The sequence below is a fragment of the Paenarthrobacter sp. 10L412 genome (assembly GCF_056395565.1).
The window spans coordinates 1-19,077 of sequence record NZ_JBFTJT010000020.1 but is presented as its reverse complement, the minus strand read 5'-3'; the positions used below and the strand labels follow the sequence as shown (position 1 = coordinate 19,077).

At 62.3% G+C, this 19,077-nt stretch carries 19 protein-coding genes and 1 rRNA gene; 5 read left to right on the top strand and 15 right to left on the bottom strand.

What is annotated here, in order from left to right:
• Positions 1–34: 34 nt before the first annotated feature.
• Complete coding sequence (locus tag AC1DD7_RS22065; protein ID WP_477516558.1) at positions 35–820, bottom strand: helix-turn-helix transcriptional regulator; 786 nt, start codon at positions 818–820, stop codon at positions 35–37.
• Between the two features lie 72 nt (positions 821–892).
• Here AC1DD7_RS22065 and AC1DD7_RS22060 point away from each other — a divergent pair, with 72 nt between their 5' ends.
• Positions 893–1,405: a VOC family protein gene (locus AC1DD7_RS22060; RefSeq protein WP_477516557.1), complete on the top strand. Its 513-nt coding sequence runs from the start codon at positions 893–895 to the stop codon at positions 1,403–1,405.
• 28 nt (positions 1,406–1,433) lie between these two features.
• Here AC1DD7_RS22060 and AC1DD7_RS22055 read toward each other — a convergent pair whose 3' ends face one another.
• The 8 genes from AC1DD7_RS22055 to AC1DD7_RS22020 all read right to left on the bottom strand — a co-directional run bounded on the left by AC1DD7_RS22055 (position 1,434) and on the right by AC1DD7_RS22020 (position 7,257).
• Entirely contained in the window at positions 1,434–1,793 is a 360-nt protein-coding gene (locus AC1DD7_RS22055) for a VOC family protein (protein ID WP_477516556.1), read from the bottom strand.
• 5 nt (positions 1,794–1,798) lie between these two features.
• A complete protein-coding gene (locus AC1DD7_RS22050) occupies positions 1,799–2,059 on the bottom strand; it encodes a DUF4235 domain-containing protein (protein WP_223947533.1) in 261 nt (86 codons plus the stop codon).
• A gap of 92 nt (positions 2,060–2,151) precedes the next feature.
• The gene (locus tag AC1DD7_RS22045; RefSeq protein ID WP_224094634.1) at positions 2,152–2,328 is read right to left on the bottom strand and encodes a CsbD family protein; all 177 of its coding nucleotides are present in this window, start codon (positions 2,326–2,328) and stop codon (positions 2,152–2,154) included.
• 87 nt (positions 2,329–2,415) lie between these two features.
• On the bottom strand, positions 2,416–3,105 hold the full coding sequence (gene dhaM, locus AC1DD7_RS22040; RefSeq protein WP_477516555.1) for a dihydroxyacetone kinase phosphoryl donor subunit DhaM: 690 nt from the start codon (positions 3,103–3,105) through the stop codon (positions 2,416–2,418).
• The gene (dhaL, locus tag AC1DD7_RS22035; RefSeq protein WP_431117468.1) at positions 3,102–3,764 is read right to left on the bottom strand and encodes a dihydroxyacetone kinase subunit DhaL; all 663 of its coding nucleotides are present in this window, start codon (positions 3,762–3,764) and stop codon (positions 3,102–3,104) included. Before dhaL ends, dhaM begins: the two co-directional genes overlap by 4 nt.
• A gap of 2 nt (positions 3,765–3,766) precedes the next feature.
• A complete protein-coding gene (dhaK, locus tag AC1DD7_RS22030; RefSeq protein WP_477516554.1) occupies positions 3,767–4,768 on the bottom strand; it encodes a dihydroxyacetone kinase subunit DhaK in 1,002 nt (333 codons plus the stop codon).
• 364 nt (positions 4,769–5,132) lie between these two features.
• Positions 5,133–6,599: an FAD-binding oxidoreductase gene (locus AC1DD7_RS22025; RefSeq protein WP_477516553.1), complete on the bottom strand. Its 1,467-nt coding sequence runs from the start codon at positions 6,597–6,599 to the stop codon at positions 5,133–5,135.
• 148 nt (positions 6,600–6,747) lie between these two features.
• Positions 6,748–7,257, bottom strand: coding sequence for an amino-acid N-acetyltransferase (locus tag AC1DD7_RS22020; RefSeq protein ID WP_431117465.1), 510 nt, complete (start codon positions 7,255–7,257; stop codon positions 6,748–6,750).
• Between the two features lie 182 nt (positions 7,258–7,439).
• Here AC1DD7_RS22020 and AC1DD7_RS22015 point away from each other — a divergent pair, with 182 nt between their 5' ends.
• Positions 7,440–8,678 carry a Fic family protein gene (locus tag AC1DD7_RS22015; protein WP_477516552.1) on the top strand — a complete coding sequence of 413 codons (1,239 nt, stop codon included), beginning with the start codon at positions 7,440–7,442 and terminating at the stop codon, positions 8,676–8,678.
• 22 nt (positions 8,679–8,700) lie between these two features.
• Here the strand turns inward: AC1DD7_RS22015 and AC1DD7_RS22010 are convergent, their stop codons facing one another.
• The 5 genes from AC1DD7_RS22010 to lysS all read right to left on the bottom strand — a co-directional run bounded on the left by AC1DD7_RS22010 (position 8,701) and on the right by lysS (position 16,173).
• Complete coding sequence (locus AC1DD7_RS22010) at positions 8,701–10,809, bottom strand: S9 family peptidase (protein WP_477516551.1); 2,109 nt, start codon at positions 10,807–10,809, stop codon at positions 8,701–8,703.
• Positions 10,810–11,059: 250 nt separating this feature from the next.
• Complete coding sequence (locus tag AC1DD7_RS22005) at positions 11,060–13,552, bottom strand: ATP-dependent Clp protease ATP-binding subunit (protein ID WP_216922749.1); 2,493 nt, start codon at positions 13,550–13,552, stop codon at positions 11,060–11,062.
• A gap of 459 nt (positions 13,553–14,011) precedes the next feature.
• Positions 14,012–14,338 (bottom strand): histone-like nucleoid-structuring protein Lsr2, encoded by a 327-nt coding sequence (locus AC1DD7_RS22000; RefSeq protein WP_223947524.1) that lies wholly within the window; start codon positions 14,336–14,338, stop codon positions 14,012–14,014.
• Between the two features lie 129 nt (positions 14,339–14,467).
• Complete coding sequence (locus tag AC1DD7_RS21995) at positions 14,468–14,641, bottom strand: hypothetical protein (RefSeq protein WP_216922753.1); 174 nt, start codon at positions 14,639–14,641, stop codon at positions 14,468–14,470.
• A gap of 2 nt (positions 14,642–14,643) precedes the next feature.
• Complete coding sequence (lysS, locus tag AC1DD7_RS21990) at positions 14,644–16,173, bottom strand: lysine--tRNA ligase (protein WP_431117462.1); 1,530 nt, start codon at positions 16,171–16,173, stop codon at positions 14,644–14,646.
• A 56-nt stretch (positions 16,174–16,229) separates the two neighbouring features.
• Between lysS and AC1DD7_RS21985 the strand changes: the two genes are divergently transcribed.
• From AC1DD7_RS21985 to AC1DD7_RS21975, 3 genes are all read left to right on the top strand, one after another.
• On the top strand, positions 16,230–17,132 hold the full coding sequence (locus AC1DD7_RS21985; RefSeq protein WP_477516550.1) for an alpha/beta fold hydrolase: 903 nt from the start codon (positions 16,230–16,232) through the stop codon (positions 17,130–17,132).
• Entirely contained in the window at positions 17,129–17,983 is an 855-nt protein-coding gene (locus AC1DD7_RS21980; RefSeq protein ID WP_477516549.1) for an alpha/beta fold hydrolase, read from the top strand. Before AC1DD7_RS21985 ends, AC1DD7_RS21980 begins: the two co-directional genes overlap by 4 nt.
• Positions 17,984–18,045: 62 nt before the next feature.
• On the top strand, positions 18,046–18,879 hold the full coding sequence (locus AC1DD7_RS21975) for an alpha/beta fold hydrolase (RefSeq protein ID WP_431117459.1): 834 nt from the start codon (positions 18,046–18,048) through the stop codon (positions 18,877–18,879).
• Positions 18,880–18,982: 103 nt separating this feature from the next.
• Here AC1DD7_RS21975 and rrf read toward each other — a convergent pair.
• A 5S ribosomal RNA gene (rrf, locus tag AC1DD7_RS21970) occupies positions 18,983–19,077 on the bottom strand; the annotation flags it as partial.

The window sequence follows — 19,077 nt, the reverse complement described above, 5'->3', positions numbered from 1 at the left end:
AGCAGCAACGTCATGGCGGATGCTGCGAGAACGCTTAACTGCCAACAGCACGCCGGTATGTGCTCGGCGTGAACCCCAGGTACTTCTGGAAGTCGTTCGTCAAATGCGCGTGATCTGTATAGCCAAGTTCGGCTGCGATGCCCGCAAGATCGGCGGAAGGGTCCAGACGTGCCCTCTCGGCAGCATCCTGCAGACGACGTCGACGGATCAGCGCAGACGGGCTGAGCCCGATGTATTTCCTGGCAATTCGCTGGAGCGACCGGCCCGAAACAGCCAGCCGGGCCGCCACGTCATCAATCCGGGCCAAATCCGGGTCGGAGGCAATAATGTCCATCATCCGGTTGGCCAGCAAGGCTTCTTCGGAAGGTAAGTAGTCCAAGGCACCCAGCCACGACGCAAAGGCGTCCACTGCCCGCTCGCGGTGGGTGCCGCCGTCGGGGGCGTTCATGGCCCGTGCGACAGAACGGTGGAGGTCCTTTAAGGGCAAAGCCACCTCGGCATCACGCAAACTGCCGGGATCGTCGGTGAACACCGGAACAGCGGCCGGGCGCAACAGCGCTCCCACTGCCCAGCCGCGGCCATTCAAGTCGCGATAGGCGGCGCGGGTTGCAGGACCCGAGAAGACCACGTCATCCAACTGCACAACGAGGTTGGACGCGGGGTAGGCGATCAGATGCTGACGGGACGTGCGGCCTGGCTCAATGTCCCATTCGGGAATCCAGAACCACTGGACCAGCTCCGCAATTGACTCCGGTGCCGCCAAACGGTTGAAAGTGGGAAGCCGTGCCGGGTACAGAATGCCCTTGAACGAACCATCCATGAGACCCTCCCCAACAAAGTCTGTCGCGAATTTCCAAGCGCCGCAGCCAGCCCTGCCCGTAGCGTCGTGGACATGACAGATACTACAAGCACTGAGCCAACCACGGCCGCCCACGGCAAGTACACTACCCACGGAGTCCCCAATGGCCTGACCAGCCTGACGCCCTTCCTCGCCGTACCCGACGCCAAAAATGCGATCGCGTTCTACCGGGACGTTTTCGGGGCGCGGATTGTTGGCACTACTGAGATGGGCGGAGTTGTGGTCCATGCCGAACTGGACCTCGGGAACGGTCACCTTCAACTGGGCGAACCCAACGCGGAATACCACCTGGTCCCGGCGCCCGACGGCGATGATGACTGCTACTCCCTGGGGTTCTACTGCCCGGACGCAGACGCACTTGTGCAACGAGCGGAACAAGCAGGCGCCATCATCCGCGAACCTCTCACCACGTTCGTTTCAGGGGACCGATATGCCAGCATCCGCGATCCTTTCGGCGTCCGCTGGTCCATCATGACCCGCGTGGAAGATCTCTCCGAAGAGGAAAGCAACCGCCGCGTCGAGGAGTGGGCGGCCCAGCAGGGTTAGGAGCCGGCAGGGTCAGACACGCACCGCGTCAGGAAAGGCACAGGCAGAACGGGTGGCCGGCCGGATCAAGGAACACCCTGAAGGTGGTCCCCGGCTGGTGCTCCGCTTTGCTTGCCCCCAGCGAAAGAGCTACTTCCTCGCCCTTGTCCAGGTCCTCCACCATCAGATCAAGGTGCATCTGCTGGGGAACCGTTTGCCCCGGCCATTCAGGCGCGTGATACGACTCGACCTGTTGGAAGGCAATGCAGTTGTTCCCGTCGCTGGAGCGGATCTCGAACCAATCGGTTTCGCCCTTCACCTCCCAGCCCAACAATTCGCCATAAAAGGCGGCAAGGGCGGGCGCATCCGGACAATCAATAACAACACTCGGGTATCGGGCTATTGCCATTTTTGCTAAACCTCGTCTGCCGTTTTCTTCATTCGGGCCAGCGCACTTTTGGTGCCCCTTTGGGTAAGAACGTGAACCACTGCACCAACGCCCGCCGAGACCACAGCGAACACGAGCACTCCCGGCAAGGAATCGTTCAGATCAGTTCCGTCCTTGGGGGCAGGTTTTCCTGTCTTTTTCTCCCAGAGTCCTTCAAGCGTCTTGTTTGCCAGCACGCCAGCTCCAAGGCTGACTGCCAGGCCGAACAATTTCACCAGCAAATTCACGAAAGAATCCTCCATCTGATCGTTCGGTTCAAGCCTTGTTAAACGCAAAGGAAGGCGGGGCCGCTGCATCTGCTGCGACCCCGCCCGAATTCCTAGTCGTGCTTGAAAGCGTCCTTTACCTTTTCGCCGGCACCCTTGAGGTCACTCTTGACCTGTTCGCCCTTGCCTTCGGCTTCCAGGCGTTCGTTGTCGGTAAGCTTTCCAGCTGCTTCCTTAGCCTTGCCTGCGATCTTCTCGCCAGCGTTCTCCATCTTGTCGTCAGCACCCATGTCGCACCTCTTCCTTGTAGTGAACCTGTACCTCTACAACATCACTAATCAGTGTACTTAGCAATATTTGCTCCTGATGAAGGCGTGTTAGATCTCTCCGAACCCCTCGCCCACCAACCGCCCGACATACTGAACTGCCTTTGTGGCGTCCTTGCCACGGGCCTCCACGCGCAGGTTTGCACCCTGCCCGGCGGCGAGCGTCATGAGCGCCATCATGGACGTCCCGTCGACGTCGTTGATTGTCACCTCAGCGTCAAGGCCGGACAGTCCACCGGCTATTTTGGCCGCAGGCCGCGCGTGGATGCCCATGGGATTAATGAGCTCGAAATCGCCGGCAGCATCCGGCTCCCGGGACTCGTAAGGACCGCCAGGCGCGTCAGTACCAGCAGGAGTCCCGAATCCAACCGCTTCGGCAGCCTTACGCACCTCCTCGGCGCCAGCCCCGCCCTGCGCCGCGACGGCCGCGGCCACAAGCCCTTCAACCAAAGGCGCATCGGCAAGCAATATGGCGTCGGGGTCGCTGGCGAACTCGATCGCAGACTCAGCTGTCATTACTGCCGAGCCCAGATCCGTCAGCACAACCACGCCCTCGCCTCCGGCATCAATCAGTGACTGCTCGACGGCGGCAAGCACCTTCTCCAGGCTGGTGCCAATCCGTTCGTCGTCAGTGCCCCCGGCGGCGACGAGTTCGACGTCGGGCGCCATCTGGGCGGCGAGTTCCACAGCACCTTCAGCGATCTTGCTGCTGTGGGAGACAACCACAATCCCAACTGTCATACGGCGTCGGTTCCCGTGTTTCCTGCGGAGCCGGCCGCCGCTGCTGCCGCTGCGCGCAAGAGCAACGCCGTGGAGGCCGCTCCTGGATCGCGATGCCCTGCGCTCCGCTCGCCGAGGTAACTTGCGCGGCCCTTGCGGGCCACCAGCGGATCGGTAGCCACAGCCCCCACTTCGGCCGCCTCGGCAGCAGCCTGCAGGACGGCGACTACATCGCCGCCATCGGACGCCGCATTCTGCGCTGCCTCCACTGCCGGCGTCCACGCGTCGATCATGGTCTTGTCGCCTGTCTCGGCTTTGCCGCGGGCCACCACTCCGTCGCGGGCAGCGGCGAGCGCGGAAGCCAGCGCCTCTGCATCAATATCGGCGGTGTCCCCTAGGGACGTGGCCGCCCGAAGATATGCCGTCCCGTACAGCGGCCCGGCAGCTCCGCCCACCTTGGACATCAGTGCCATAGCGGCGGCCTTGAGGGCGGCTCCCGCAGTTTCCGGCGGCGTCTCGTCCAGCTTCTGCAACACGGCTTGGAATCCACGGTCCATATTCTCGCCGTGGTCCGAGTCGCCGATTGCCCGGTCCAGCTCAATCAGTTCGGTTCGATGTTCTGCCATGGCCTTCGCCGAAAGCTTCAGCCAGTCCACTGCCCAATCAACACCCAGGCCCATGCTCACGCTCCCCAACGCAGGGCGGCGGTGTGAACGGGAGCATCCCACAAACGCGTCAATTCGTCGTCGAGGCGCAGCACGGACACCGAGCACCCCTGCATTTCAAGTGACGTCACGTAGTTTCCCACCAGCGAGCGCTCCACTGTTGCGCCGCGCTCTGCGAGTACCTGGGCGGCCCGGCGATAGACGATGTAAAGCTCACACTGCGGCGTGCCGCCCATGCCGTTCACGAACAGCAGCACCCTGTCGCCGGAGGAGATGGCGAGATCCTCAAGCACGGGCTCCAATAGACGATCGGTGATCGCGTCGGCGCTTTCCATGGCGATCCTGTGCCGTCCGGGTTCACCATGGATGCCGATGCCGATCTCGATCTCGTCGTCCGCAAGCTCGAAGCTCGGCGTACCTGCGTGGGGAACCGTGCAGCCAGAGAGTGCGACTCCCAAGGTCCGAACGTTGGCGGCGACCCGCTCCGCGATGGCGGCAACAGCTTCAAGACCGTCCCCACGCTCAGCGGCAGCACCCGCAATCTTCTCCACGAGGACAGTCCCGCCCACTCCGCGGCGGCCCGCCGTATACAGGGAGTCCTCCACTGCGACATCATCGTTGACCAACACCGAACGCACGTGTACGCCTTCGGCTTGTGCCATCTCCGCCCCAGTCTCAAAGTTCAGGACGTCCCCTGTGTAGTTCTTGACGATATGCACGACGCCGGCACCTGAGTCGACAGCGACGGTCGCCGGTATGATCTGGTCCGGCGTGGGCGAGGTGAAAACGGCGCCGGGCACCGCGGCGTCGAGCATTCCGAGGCCCACGAAACCAGCGTGCAGCGGCTCGTGACCGCTGCCGCCGCCGGATACCAGGGCAACCTTGCCCGCAACAGGTGCGCCTTTCCGGATGACGTACTTGGGCTCGGGATGGACGTCCACGATGTCGGCATGGGCCATGCCGAAGCCTTCGACGGACTCGTCCACCACGGCGCGTGGATCATTGATGAGCTTTTTCATGGGATGCTCCTGGACGTGCTGTGGCTGGTGCTCTGACCCTACTACCGGCGCCCGGGCACAGGGTAGGCCTCGCTGGCGCAGAGGGCGCCGACGCCCATTAAAAGGCCGGCAGGGACGGCCCAAAAGCCCGCCCCTGCCGGAATGACACAGTTAATCTTCGTGGTGCCCGGGTTCCGCGGCGGCGGGAGGACTGAATTCCGGGTCACTGCGGGCATGGAAATCGAGCCAAAATGCGGAGTACAAGTCCGGGTTCGAGTGGGCGGTCCCTGGCCAGAAGGATTCGTTCGGCCAGGATCCGTGGGGGATGTCTATCTGGAAGGCTGAAAAGTCCGGAAACGTGACGCGCTCTTGCATGGTCCGCCCCTTAATTGTTCAGCGCGGCGTCGCCGCCGGCAGTGACCACGTCTTCGAGCAGCACGGTCTGATCCATAACAACCGGCTGTTCCGTGGCAGGAAGGCCCACTACGTGCCCAAAGCTGAACATGTTCTTCGGATCCAGCGCCGCTTTCGCCTTCCTAAGCCGCTCCCGCGCACTGGGGCCCCAAGGGCGCTCCCTGTCCTCGGCATCCACAAAGTGCCCATGGAGGTTCACAAAGGTGCCCGGATTGGCAGCGGGACGAAGGTCTGTGTGCACGGCTTCGAAAACTGCGGGCAGTACCTCAACAACAGGAGGCGCGGCAATGGCAACCATGTAGAAGCTGAACGCCGCGTCACGTCCGCCCACAATATCCTCGCCCTCCGCGCTCTTGGCGAGGGCACCGCCCAGCAGCCGGAGTTCGGCCAGCAACACCGGGCTCTCAACGCCCGGACCGAAGTGCCGCAGGATTGCCTCGGACGCCTCTTCGTCCAACCGGTCAAGCAGGAAGCCACGCTCGCGAACGGGGACTGGCTGGTCCGGATCCTGGTGGATCGTGTCGAATTGGCTTGCTTCCAAAGGGCCGGTGGCGTCCATCATGAACGGGGCGCTTCGGCGCATGGGCTCCAGCAGCTCCGCCGCTGCAGCCAGGTCGCCTTGGTAGGCGTAGCGGAGGTGGATCACAAACTTTCCCCGCAACGGCTCCGGAATCATCTCCATCTCCGGAAGGCGCAAAAACGCCAACGACGCCGATGCCTCCGCGGGTAGCGATGGCACCCATTCCCTAAACGCCCCAAGGACTTCCGGGGCGTGCCCGCCGTCGAAGTACACGCCACCGGCGTAGATGTCTGCGGCTGGGAAGAGGTGGAATTCCATGGCCGTCACAATGCCCAGATTGCCCTTGCCGCCTCGCAGGAGGAAGAACAGCTCAGGGTTCTCGTCCTTAGTAACCCTTTGCTGGGTGCCGTCCGCTGTGACCAGCTCGAAAGCGATGACATGATCCGAGGCGAAGCCGTACTTTCGGCCGAGGATTGGCAGGCCCCCGCCCAGCGTGTATCCCACCACGCCGACGTCACTGGTTGAACCACAGAGCCCCATCAAACCGAAGGTTGCAGCAAGCTCAACCACAGCCTTCCACCGAACACCGGCCCCCACTCTGGCGGTCTTCTCAAGGGGGTCGACGCTGAGTTCCAGCATCCGGCGGGTACTGATAAGCATCCCGCCTTCTATCGCGTTGGTTGCACCATGCCCTGTGGACTGGACGGCTACGGGTATTCCCCGTTCCGCCGCCCATCTGATAGCCGCCGAAACGTCCTCTGCGTCGAGGGCGCCGAAGGCAAGATCCGGCTGGTGTTGAGTAGAGAGGTTGAAGGCCGCTACCTCGGCTTGGAAGCCGGGATCGGCAGGCGTGAACACGGGACCGCGCACGCTGAGTTGGAGTTCTGAAATTCCCGAAAAGGACGCGTGGGACTGCATGATCTTCTCTCGATTGACCGAATGGCGGAAGCTCCCCAGCAAGCCTCGATCAGTTTATCCATCAACTTTAGATAAGAGAAGGGGTTTTAAATCACGCATAATCCGGGCAGGGTTGAACCCCGTATCTGTCAGCGCTTGTTGTGGGTTCTTACAGGTGCTTGATCATGCGTGTATTGCCCAACGTATTGGGCTTTACCCGGGCCAGATCCAGGAATTCCGCCACGCCTTCGTCATGCGAGCGCAGCAACTCCGAGTACACCTGCGGGTCCACGGCCGACTGGTCCTCCATGACCTCGAAGCCATGGCGCTTGAAGAAGTCAACCTCAAACGTCAGGCAGAAAACCCGGCTGACACCGAGCTCCTTGGCCTTTTCGAGGAGATCCTTCACCAGCACGTGCCCCACACCCCGCCCCCGCCACGTGTCCGCGGCGGCAAGAGTGCGGATCTCGGCCAGGTCCTCCCACATAACGTGCAGGGCACCGCAACCAATCACGTCGCCGTCCTGGGATTCGGCAATCCGGAATTCCTGGAGGCTCTCGTAATAGGCCACAGTTTCCTTGGCCATCAAAATCCGCTGCTCCGCCAAAGGCGCGACCAACCTCTTAATCGCCGCCACATCACTAGTACGGGCAGGACGAAGGCTAAAGGTCGAATTCACTCCCCCATCCTAGCTACGTGGGACGGGGCCGCGGATTCGTGACTGAGAAGGAGGAGCGGTTACCAACATTTATGGGTTCATCTGTTGGCAAGGGCTGTCGCGCCCACGCTTAAAGAGGCCTAGTTGATGGACTGGAAGCCCTTACCAACACTTAGCTTGATAAGTGTTGGTAAGCTGGGTGCATGGCAACACCTCCGCGCGTTGGTATTCCGGTCGATCCGGTCTCCTTCGAGACCTTCGACTGGAAGCCGCGAGCGCCGGAGATGTACTCCCGCGCGGAGGTGGAGCGCCAAACCGGCCCTTACCAGGCGGCCGTCACGGCGCCGATAGCCGACTGGACCCCCTTCATTTCCAGCGAAGATTCCGCCGATATCGAGGACGCCACTCGACAGCTGGTCGGGTTCGACAAGCACGCGCAGCGGACCCTTGGTAGAGACAATCCCGCGCTCGGGCCAATGACGGCGATCCTGCTGCGCACAGAGTCTGCCTCCAGCTCACAGATCGAACAGTTGACGACGTCCGCCAAGCAGCTCGCTCTTGCCGAGATCGACGAGGGCGGCAAAGCCAACGAGCTCACCGTCATCGGCAACGTTCGAGCCATGGAGGCGGCCCTCCAACTGGCCGACGACATCAGCGAGGATTCCATCCTCGCAATGCACAAGGCACTGATGCTCCACCAGCGCGGCTTCGATCCTGCCGGTGCCGGCCGTTTCCGGGACGAGCAGGTATGGATCGGCCCTGGTCAGGCAGGGCCACGGGTGGCCGAGTTCGTCGCCCCGCACCACGACCGCATTCCCGCTGCGATCACGGACCTGGTTAAGTTCATCGATCGCCAGGATGTCTCCGTACTCGTCCAAGTGGCGATCAGCCATGCCCAGTTCGAAACGATCCACCCCTTCCCGGACGGGAACGGCCGGACAGGGCGCGCACTGGCGCAGTCGATTCTCCGTAACAAGGGCCTGGTGGACTCAACCGTGGTGCCGATCTCCGCGGGCCTCCTCGTGGATACCGCACGCTACTTCGCAGCACTGGGCGCATTTCGGGAGGGCGATGCCGGCCCAATCGTCCGAGAGTTCGCAATGGCGAGTCGGATCGCCGCAACTACCGGATCGCGGCTGGTCGACGACCTTGTCGCACAACTCGAGGAGTCCCGCGCGAAGATGACGGGGCTGCGCGCGGACGCGGCGGCCTGGCGGGTGTTGCCCGCACTGATCGGCCAGCCTGCAGTGAATACGAAGTACCTTGTGACCGAGCTCGGACTTGGCGAGATGGCGGCGTTGCGCGCACTCGATGCCCTGACGGACCGCGGCGTACTGACGGAAGCGTCAGGCCGCGGCCGCAACCGCGTGTGGCAGCACCGCGGGATATTCGAAGTCCTCGACGCCTACGCCACCGGAATTCGCCGTATGTCCGCAGGCTGATCCGCCGCCCCCGTTCCGGTCTCTAGATCCCCAACTCCTCCGGCAGGCCCACCTCCTCGCCCAGCACCTGCTTTGCCAGAAAGTGCTCCACTACTCCGTACCAAACCTTCGCGTGCTGCGGCTGGAGGATCCAGTGGTTTTCGTCGGGGAAGTAGAGGAACCGGTGCGGGCTCTGGCCGTTGTCGTCGGCGGGCAACTGCGATGAGGACAAGAGTTCGTACCAAAGCCGCAGGCCCTCGCCGATCGGGACGCGATAATCCTTGTCTCCGTGGATCACCAGCATTGGCGTCTTGATGTTGCGTACGTTGAGGTGTGGCGAGTTCTCCATCGCCATCTCAACGGTCATTTCCTTCAGCCAGTACTGCGCGGCGTCGGTGGTGGGGCCGAACTGGTCCAGGGCCCACAAACTGGCGTGGGTCACAATCGCCTTGAAGCGGTCCGTCTGGCCTGCCACCCAGTTGGCCATGTAGCCGCCGAAGGACCCGCCCATCGCCGCTGTCCGTGACTCGTCGATGTCCGCCCGCTCAACTACGGCATCGGTGATAGCCATGAGGTCCGAGAAGGGCTTCTTGCCCCATTCACCCCAGCCGCGCTGGATGAACTCCTGGCCGTAGCCTGTGGAGAGCGCAGGGTCAGGCAGCAGCACGGCATAGCCCTTGGCGACCAGCAGCCAGGGGTTCCAACGCCAAGTCCAGGCGTTCCATGAGCCCAGGGGCCCACCGTGGATCCATAGCAGGAGCGGGGCCAGGTTGTCACCGGACGCACCTTCAGGGAGCGCCAGGTACGCCGGCACACGAGCGCCGTCCTCCGCCGTCGTTTCCACACGTTCAAGGTGCCCCTTGAACGTTGGCCGTTCCGCGGGTGCCTGCAACCTCACCACCTCTCCGGAAGCGAGGTCGATCCGTACAGCTTCAGGGGGGAACTCGTAGGAGCTCCGCAGTGCGTACGCTGTGGTTCCGTCCGGCGAAACCACGACGTCGGAATACGCGGCAGCGTCTTCCGTCACCCGTGTTACTCCACCGTCAGCGACGTCGATCCGGAAAACCGGCGACGCGCCGTCGTCGTCCGCTTTCACCAGGATGGCATTGCCTTCCGGGAGCCACGCCAAGGCAGTAGCCCAGCGGTCCCATTGGTGCGCGAGCGGCTCCAGGTCAGTCGTTTCGCTGCCCGATACGTCCAGCAGGTGCAGCTTGACCTGCGGCGCTTGCGTGGGCGTGGTGTCACTCTCGCTCTCCACCACCAGCGTGCGGTTGTCCGGGCTGACGGGACCAGGGAAGTAGCTCATTCCCTCGCGGTCCAGAAGTACCTTGACGGTTCCCGTGGCGACGTCGACGGCGGCCAGCACCTCACGGCTGTCGGCCTTGGCGAGGGCTTTGGTGAGGCTCGTGTAGATGGTCTTGCCGTCCGGACTCACCACAGTTTTGGCTTCCCGCAGCGAGCCGCCGACGCCGGGAGTCAGGTTCCTCAGCTTAAGCGGCGTTGGTGCGTCAATGGTGGTTGGTTTGCCGGCTTCCTCCTCCTCGCCCGGCTCCACTGCAAACAGGCGCGGTTGGGCAGGACCCAGGTCCGCGTCCCAATAGCGGATCGGGTAGCCACTGTGCAGGATGGCGGACACTTTGTTGTCTTTGCGGGCCTTGCGGCGTTCTTCGTCGTTCTCCTCATTGCTGGAGCCCGCCAAAACCTCGGCGTTGACGATGATGGCATCCGCGTTCTTTGCCGCCATGACGGAACTGATCCCGCCGGCTCGAGCGTGCACAACCCGAGCCTCTCCCCCACTGGCAGGGAGCAGCCACAGTGCGTTCACCGGATCGGCGTCGGGATCTGCGCTCTCGGGGTCGGGGCGGGAAGACGTGAAGTAAAGATCGCCGTTCGCGGCAAAGGCGGCACCGGCCTCACCTTTGGAACTCCGGGTGATCCGTCGGGCGTGGCTCTGGCCGGTGGGGTCGATCTCCCACAGTGCAGTGACGAACTCGGCGCCCTTGCCGTTCAGGGTTGAAACGGTAGTGACCAGGCGCTTGCCGTCCGGGCTGAGCGTGAGACCACTGACCCTGGGGATGGAGAGGTAGTGGTCGATGTCGTGGAAAGGAGTTTCAGGTGGCGTGCCCGGGGTTGGGGCGTCAGTCGAATCCATGCTCCGATTCAACACGCATTGTGCCGTCGATCACAGAGTGGTTCACTCATAGTGAAACACTACTTTCAGATATTCCGGGGTTGGTGTGTGGATACTGGCGGTGCTGGCGCCATTTGCCGATTGCTGCTCCTTCGTCGCTTTGACGCAAGCTACGCAAATGCCTCCGGAACCGCCAGCGAGACGCCATCTGACGCGAAAGCCCCACCCGTTCCTTTCGGAGCGGATGGGGCTTTGCATTCGTACGTGTGCCTTATGCGGTAGGAGCAATCTCCGGGATCCGCGGCTTGGCGTTGCCTGCAAACGTGAACTTGGCGTCGTCGCCTTCGCCGTCCACATCCACCACAACGATGTCACCGGAGTGCAATTCGCCGAAGAGGATCTTCTCGGAGAGCTGGTCCTCGATCTCGCGCTGGATGGTGCGGCGCAGCGGCCGGGCACCCATTGCGGGATCGTAGCCACGAGTGGCCAGAAGAACCTTTGCTGCCGTGGTGAGCTCGATGCCCATGTCCTTGTCCTTGAGGCGACGCTCCAGGCGGGTAACGAACATGTCCACGATCTCGATGATCTCGTCCTGGGTGAGCTGCGGGAACACCACAACATCGTCAACGCGGTTGAGGAACTCGGGGCGGAAGTGCTGCTTGAGCTCCTCCGTGACCCGGGCGCGCATCCGGTTGTAGCCAGTCTGGGTATCCGTGCCGGACTGGAAGCCCGTAGCGACGCTCTTTGAGATGTCGCGGGTACCCAGGTTGGTGGTCATGATGATCACGGTGTTCTTGAAGTCCACCACGCGGCCCTGGGAGTCGGTCAGTCGGCCGTCTTCCAGGATCTGCAGGAGCGAGTTGAAGAGGTCCGCGTGGGCCTTCTCAACTTCGTCGAACAGGACCACGGAGAACGGACGGCGACGAACTTTCTCCGTCAGCTGGCCGCCTTCTTCGTAGCCGACATAGCCCGGAGGTGCACCGAAGAGTCGCGAAACCGTGTGCTTCTCGGAGTACTCGGACATGTCCAGCGTGATGAGGGCGTCCTCTTCACCGAACAGGAACTCGGCAAGGGCCTTGGCGAGCTCGGTCTTGCCGACACCCGTAGGCCCGGCGAAGATGAACGAGCCACCAGGACGCTTGGGGTCCTTCAGGCCTGCACGTGTGCGGCGGATAGCCTGGGAAAGAGCCTTGATGGCTTCGTCCTGGCCGACGACGCGCTTGTGCAGTTCGTCTTCCATCTTGAGGAGCCGCGAAGACTCTTCCTCGGTGAGCTTGAAGACGGGGATACCGGTGGAGTTCGCGAGAACCTCGGCGATCAGGTCTTCATCAACCTCGGAGATGTCATCCATGCCGCCGGACTTCCAGTTGCGCTCCTTCTCAGCGCGTTCGGCAATGAGCTTCTGCTCCTTGTCGCGCAGCGAAGCGGCACCCTCAAAGTCCTGGGCGTCGATGGCGGATTCCTTCTCCATCTTGACGTCGGCAATGCGCTCGTCCATGGCCTTGAGCTCCGGCGGAGCGGTCATGCGGCGAATACGCAGGCGTGCGCCGGCTTCATCGATGAGGTCGATCGCCTTGTCCGGCAGGAAGCGGTCCGAAATGTAGCGTTCGGCCAGTTGCGCGGCTGAGGCGAGGGCGCCGTCGGTAATCGTTACGCGGTGGTGTGCCTCGTAGCGGTCCCGCAGGCCCTTCAGGATCTCGATCGCGTGGGCGACGGAAGGCTCCTTGACCTGGATCGGCTGGAAGCGGCGCTCAAGAGCAGCGTCCTTCTCAATGTGCTTGCGGTACTCATCCAGCGTGGTGGCACCAATGGTCTGGAGTTCACCACGGGCAAGCATCGGCTTCAGGATGGATGCAGCATCGATGGCGCCTTCAGCAGCACCTGCACCAACGAGGGTGTGGATCTCGTCAATGAAGAGGATGATGTCGCCGCGGGTGCGGATCTCCTTGAGGACCTTCTTCAGGCGCTCTTCGAAGTCGCCACGGTAGCGCGAGCCGGCAACCAGCGAACCAAGGTCCAGCGTGTACAGCTGCTTGTCCTTGATGGTCTCCGGGACGTCGCCGCGGACAATCGCCTGGGCAAGGCCCTCGACGACGGCCGTCTTACCGACGCCGGGCTCACCGATGAGCACTGGGTTGTTCTTGGTACGGCGGGAGAGGACCTGCATGACGCGTTCCATCTCCTGCTCGCGGCCGATCACGGGATCGAGCTTGTTCTCGCGGGCAGCCTGGGTGAGGTTGCGTCCGAACTGGTCCAGAACCACCGAGCCTGCCGGGGTTCCCTCCGGCTGGCCCTGACTGGAACCCGAACCTGCGGCTTCCTTGCCCTGGTAGCCGGAAAGCAGCTGGATGACCTGCTGACGGACCCTGTTAAGGTCCGCGCCAAGCTTGACCAGTACCTGGGCAGCAACGCCTTCACCCTCGCGGATGAGACCGAGCAGGATGTGCTCGGTTCCGATGTAATTGTGGCCGAGCTGCAGTGCTTCGCGGAGCGAAAGCTCAAGCACCTTCTTGGCGCGCGGGGTAAAGGGGATGTGCCCGGACGGAGCCTGCTGGCCCTGGCCGATGATCTCCTGCACCTGTTCGCGGACGCCATCGAGCGAAATGCTCAGGGATTCAAGCGCCTTTGCGGCAACGCCTTCACCCTCGTGGATCAGACCCAAGAGGATGTGCTCGGTACCAATGTAATTGTGATTGAGCATCCGTGCCTCTTCTTGGGCAAGGACAACCACGCGACGGGCACGGTCCGTAAATCTCTCAAACATTTCGCCACACTCCTAGCTACGACGTACTTTGATGCTACGTGCAGGAGCCCGACTTTTGGAGCGTGTTCGCCACAGGGGAAACATGACGCCCAGCGGAATAAACCTGGCACCCCCTTCGCGGTAGGGAGGCCCGGCCGCGGAACGCCTGTCCCACGCCCGTGCCGGCCTCCGGAAGGACGTGGTCAGGGCTCCTGAAGGACGTGGGTCAGCCACCCAGGGCAGTGATAGGCCGAGGAACGCGCCCCGCCTGCTTTGAGCAAGCGCTTTGAGCAGGCGCTTTGAGCAGGCGCTTTGACCAGTTCCAAAAGGTCGGATAATCCCCCACCGCAGGTGCCGGAACGATTCACGGAATATTCCAAGGCTTGGTCCAGGCACCCCCTTGGAAGGCCTGACAACAAACTATGGGCTTAAAAACCTAATGCCCCGGCAGAAGTTGCCGGGGCATTGAAGGCGGGTGAATCAGGAATTGGCCTTCTGGTACGCTTCCTGAATTTCAGCCTGAATACGTCCGCGGCTGTTTACGGTGTAACCGTTGTCACGAGCCCATTGACGGATCTGTGCCGAATCCTGGTTTCGAGTGGCAGTCGCACGGCCACGTGTTGCACGGCCCGAAGAGGTCTTCCTGGCCTTGGCTACGTAGGGCTCCAGTGCTTTGCGCAAAGATTCTGCGTTAGCGGTGGACAAGTCCATCTCGTAGCTAACGCCGTCCAGCCCGAAACGGACAGTTTCGTCCGCTGACCCTTCATCCAGGTCATCGACGAGGATGATTTTAACTTTCTGTGCCATGAGTAGCCTCTCTTTTGGAGGGTTGGATAATCAGAAATTTGAGGGTTCCTATTCCTGATTATCGTTCACGCCAAGCACACACGTCAAAGGCACATTTGGGTTTCCTGCTAAGGACACCCAATTTGCAGGCTATTTAGCTGCCGGGCCTTCACCCTCAGGGCCGGAATTCCGCAAATTGGCCTCTGCTTGGGCGCGGGCTTCTGCCTGCCGCTCGGATTTGTCCGCATTGAAGATGGACTTCATGGCAAACCAGAAGATCAAGCCAACAACGATCGATGGCGCCAGGACTGCGATGTATTCCATGATCAGTGTCCTTCGGGCTTCAGCAAGGGGAACAGAATGGTTTCGCGGATACCCGCACCGGTGAACAACATCACAAGGCGATCGATGCCGAGCCCGATACCTCCCATGGGCGGGGCGCCGTATTCAAGGGCGCGAAGGAAGTCTTCGTCGAGTTGCATGGCCTCTACGTCGCCAGCCGCAGAACGGCGTGACTGCTCCGTAAGCCGTTCACGCTGGATGACAGGATCAATGAGTTCGGAGAAGGCTGTGCCGCGCTCCATGCCCCCGATAATCAGGTCCCATGCCTCGATCAGGCGGCCGTCTTCGCGGTGCGGACGGGCAAGCGGCTGAGCGGACGGCGGATAGTTGTAAACGAATGTCGGATTCAGCAGGGTGGGTTCCACGATCTCGCCGAAGAGCTCAACCACGATCTTCTCGGCGTCCCACTTCGGATCCACCTTGACCTCGTGCTTAGCAGCAATGGCCAACAGTTCCTCCACCGTGGTGTCGGGAGTGACTTCAACGCCAATCGCTTCAGAAAGCCCCGGGTACACCGCAACCCAAGCCCATTCGCCGTCGAGGTTGATCTCGCCGGCGTCGGTCTGGATGGTGCGGGTACCAACCACGTCCGCCACGTTCAGGATGATTTCCTTCATGCGCTCAGCCATGACGAACTGGTCAGCCCAGGCTTCGTAGCACTCAAGGGTGGTGAATTCGGGGCTGTGCGTGGAGTCCACGCCTTCGTTCCGGAACACGCGGCCCATGTCATAGACGCGGTCGATGCCACCCACTACCGCGCGCTTCAGGAAGAGTTCCGTGGCGATGCGCAGGGTCATCTTCTGATCGAACGCGTTCATGTGCGTCTCGAACGGACGAGCCGTGGCGCCACCGTGGACCAGTTGCAGGATGGGGGTCTCCACCTCGACGTAGCCGTGGCGGTCAAGGGTGTCGCGGACAGAGCGTGTGATGGCAGCGCGCTTGTAGACCATCTCGCGGGCTTCATCGCGGACCATGAGATCCACGTAGCGCTGGCGGACACGGGTTTCTTCGTTAAGCTCCGCGTGCAGGACCGGGAGCGGGCGCAGGGCCTTGGAGGCCATGGACCAGGAATCGGCCATGACGGAGAGCTCACCGCGGCGGGAGGAAATGACCTCGCCCTTGATGAAAACGTGGTCCCCAAGGTCAACCAGGGCTTTCCAATCGGCCAGCGCTTCCTCGCCCACATTGGCCAGGCTCAGCATTGCCTGGAGACGAACGCCCTTGCCGTCAACGCCACCTTCCTGGAGGGTAGCGAAGCAGAGCTTGCCGGTGTTTCGTACGAACACGACGCGGCCCGTGACGCCGACGATGTCACCTGTGGTTTCGTCGGCTTCCAGATGCGCATACTTTTCGCGGATCTCACTCAAGGAATGCGTCCGCTCAACGCCCACAGGATAGGCCTCTGTGCCACGTTCGATCAGCTTGGCGCGCTTGTCCATGCGGATACGCATCTGCTCGCTGGCGTCGATGGGCTCTGCGGAGGTGTTCAGGGCTGGGGTGTTTGCGGAAGTCACAGTCCTTAAGTTTACCGGTGATTACGGGCCTCTACGTCCGGACATAGACTCGGGCTGTGGAGACGTGGACAGTTGAAACGGACGACGGCGGCGGGCAGCTTGAGGTGCACACGTTCCGGCCGGCGTCGAAAGCCTCGATTCCCGGTTCGCAGGCGCCTGCGGAACCGTCCGGCGTCGTCGTGGTCCATGGCACCTTGGTGACCGATTCCTTGTACTGGCCCTTCGCGCGGACCCTGGGCCTGATGCTGGGGCGACCGGTCCATTGCTACAACCGGCGCGGCCGCGGCCATTCGGCGCCACAACCGCCCGGCTACTCCGCCGGCACCGAGATCGCGGACCTTCAGGCAGTGATGCGGAGGACAGATTCAACGGATGTCGTGGCGCACAGTTACGGCGGCTTCGTGGCGCTCCAGGCGGCTCGCAGCACGAAGATCAACCGCTTGGTCACCTACGATGCCGCTGTCTCGCTATCAGGAAATCTCCATGGCCGGTGGCGTCCGGAATTGGAAGCCGCAGTTACCGCAGGCCAACTGGACCACGCGTGGGCCCATCTGGTGCAGGGTTTGGGAACTGCCGGTCCCATCTCCTACCTGCCGATGGGCGCCTTGCGGATGCTGAGCATCCTCTCTGCACAGACGCGGCTGGGTTCGGAGATGCGCTCCCTGTTGCCCACCGCCGTCGCCGAAATGCGCGCGGTCCTCGACGCCGACGCTCATCTTCACGATTTCACCTCGCTCGTGACTCCAACACTCATGCTGAGCGGCGGCTGGAGTCCGTCCTACTTCGCCGAAACCGGCCGCACCCTTGCTGGAGCGGTTCCAGTCATCGACTTCGCTATTGTGCCCTTGCAGTTCCATGAAGGTCCCCTGCGGCCAGGCAGGCGGCTTGCAGCCCGGATCGCCCGCTTCCTCTCAGGAGGCACGGCCCCAATGCCAGCGCGCCCTAGGATAAACCGGTGAGGGAACGCACCATCAAAACGCACGACGGCGGTAAACTCGCCTTGTACAGCTACGGCGCGGAAGACGCACCCGGGGAGCGCCGCGTGGTCCTGATCGGCGGCGCATTCCTCACAGCCCTGATCTATCGGCCCTTTTCCATTGCCCTCGCGAAGGGCCTCGGTGATGGGTGGGCCGTGGACGTCTACGATCGCAGGGGCCGTGGCAACTCCAGCGATCAACCACACAACTACTCCATGGTCACGGAAATTGCGGATGTGCGCACCATCATGGACGCCACCGATGCAAGGAACATCCTCGGCCACAGCCTGGGCGGGTCGGTGGCCCTCAACGCTGCACAGGCGTTTGCCGGCACACACCACCAACCGGACAGGCTCGCCGTTTACGACGCCGCCGTGAACATCGACGGAAGCATGGACACGGACTGGATGGCCGGCTTCGAGGACTCCGTGAACAAGGGAAACCTCAATCTCGCGCTGGCCCGAATGAAGCAGGGAATGCATCCGGGAAGTGCCCTGGCCCGTATCCCTGAACCTGTTCTGGTGGGCCTCATGGCAGTGGTTTCGCGAACCAAGGTCAACACGATGTTCCGTGAACTCCTCCCATCCGGCGTCGGAGAACTCAAAGCTGCCTTCGACGCCACGGAAAGTCCGCGCGATTTCTCCGTTCTACCTCCCAGCACCCATTTCATGGTGGGTAAGAGGAGCCCGCAGTACTACAAGGTAACCGCAGCGCGTTTGCACGCCGCTGTTCCCGGAAGCACCCTTGCGGTATCGCCAAAAGGGTTTCACGGGTCCGTTCCAGCCGCTGTGAAGGAACTCGTGATGGACATTTCGGACTACTTCAAAAGCTGATTGTTGTCCACATAACGTCCGGCATGCTGCCTGCGTTCAGGTGGCTCGGTTAGGCTCAAGACATGACGCGCGAGATCATCACCACAACGGACGGCGGACACCTCGAGGTACTGACTACAGGCGGTGACCTGGCAGCTGCAGGCTCCGGCATCGTGGTCGTGCCTGCCTCAATGGTGACGGCCTCCGATTACACACGTTTCGCGCAGAAACTGAGTGAGTCCCTCGGCCGGCCTGTCCATACTTTTAACCGCCGTGGACGCGGTGAATCATCTCCCCAGCCCGAGGACTACACACTCGAAGCCGACATCCGGGATCTGGACGCGGTCATGAAACACACATCCAGCACAGACGTTTTCGGGCACAGTTTCGGCGGCGCCGTTGCACTGCATGCGGCGCGGACCTTACCGGTTGAGCGACTCGCCGTTTACGATCCCGCTGTCTCCGTCAACCACAGCGTCAAAGCCGACTGGACGCCGGAATATGAACGCGCGACGGCGGCAGGAGACTACGATCGCGGACTCGCCGTACTCATCAAGGGAGTGGAGACAGGTGGCGCCTTCGCGCGCATGCCCCTGTCCATGTTGACGCTCGCCACCAAGCTGACCGCCGGAACACCCATGGGCAAGCAGATGCGGGAACTGATGACGTGCGGAGTCCGCGAAATCAAGGCAGTGATAGCTGCGGATATGCCCGCTGAGCCGTTCCTGGAGTTGCCCCTTGAAACGCTGATCGTGGTGGGCGAGAAGAGCCCCGCCTACTTCGGTGTGGCGTGCGGCCAGATCCACGACGTCCTGTCCGGCTCGAGCTACACCATCCTCCCCGGGTTCGGGCACGATGGCCCCAACAAGGCGCCCGACAAGCTCATCGCGGAGTTGTCTGAGTTCTTCTCCGGCTAGGAGAGTTCGCCTCTGCGTGGGCTTCCCGCGCTGGGCGTGGCTGGTTGTTAAATGGGAGACCCCCCGTCCCTGGTGTGGGTTGGGGGGTCTCGACCTAATGTGTGTCCGGCGGTGTCCTACTCTCCCACACCCTCCCGGGTGCAGTACCATCGGCGCTGTGGGTCTTAGCTTCCGGGTTCGGAATGGGACCGGGCGTTT

Coding starts and splice junctions, on each gene's coding strand:
- AC1DD7_RS22000 (WP_223947524.1), bottom strand. CDS start 14,338: ATGGCACAGAAAGTTAAAATCATCCTCGTCGATGACCTGGATGAAGGG.
- AC1DD7_RS21975 (WP_431117459.1), top strand. CDS start 18,046: ATGACGCGCGAGATCATCACCACAACGGACGGCGGACACCTCGAGGTA.
- AC1DD7_RS22060 (WP_477516557.1), top strand. CDS start 893: ATGACAGATACTACAAGCACTGAGCCAACCACGGCCGCCCACGGCAAG.
- AC1DD7_RS22015 (WP_477516552.1), top strand. CDS start 7,440: ATGGCAACACCTCCGCGCGTTGGTATTCCGGTCGATCCGGTCTCCTTC.
- AC1DD7_RS22010 (WP_477516551.1), bottom strand. CDS start 10,809: ATGGATTCGACTGACGCCCCAACCCCGGGCACGCCACCTGAAACTCCT.
- AC1DD7_RS22045 (WP_224094634.1), bottom strand. CDS start 2,328: ATGGGTGCTGACGACAAGATGGAGAACGCTGGCGAGAAGATCGCAGGC.
- AC1DD7_RS22055 (WP_477516556.1), bottom strand. CDS start 1,793: ATGGCAATAGCCCGATACCCGAGTGTTGTTATTGATTGTCCGGATGCG.
- AC1DD7_RS21995 (WP_216922753.1), bottom strand. CDS start 14,641: ATGGAATACATCGCAGTCCTGGCGCCATCGATCGTTGTTGGCTTGATC.
- AC1DD7_RS22065 (WP_477516558.1), bottom strand. CDS start 820: ATGGATGGTTCGTTCAAGGGCATTCTGTACCCGGCACGGCTTCCCACT.
- dhaM (WP_477516555.1), bottom strand. CDS start 3,105: ATGACAGTTGGGATTGTGGTTGTCTCCCACAGCAGCAAGATCGCTGAA.
- AC1DD7_RS22025 (WP_477516553.1), bottom strand. CDS start 6,599: ATGCAGTCCCACGCGTCCTTTTCGGGAATTTCAGAACTCCAACTCAGC.
- AC1DD7_RS22005 (WP_216922749.1), bottom strand. CDS start 13,552: ATGTTTGAGAGATTTACGGACCGTGCCCGTCGCGTGGTTGTCCTTGCC.
- dhaK (WP_477516554.1), bottom strand. CDS start 4,768: ATGAAAAAGCTCATCAATGATCCACGCGCCGTGGTGGACGAGTCCGTC.
- dhaL (WP_431117468.1), bottom strand. CDS start 3,764: ATGGGCCTGGGTGTTGATTGGGCAGTGGACTGGCTGAAGCTTTCGGCG.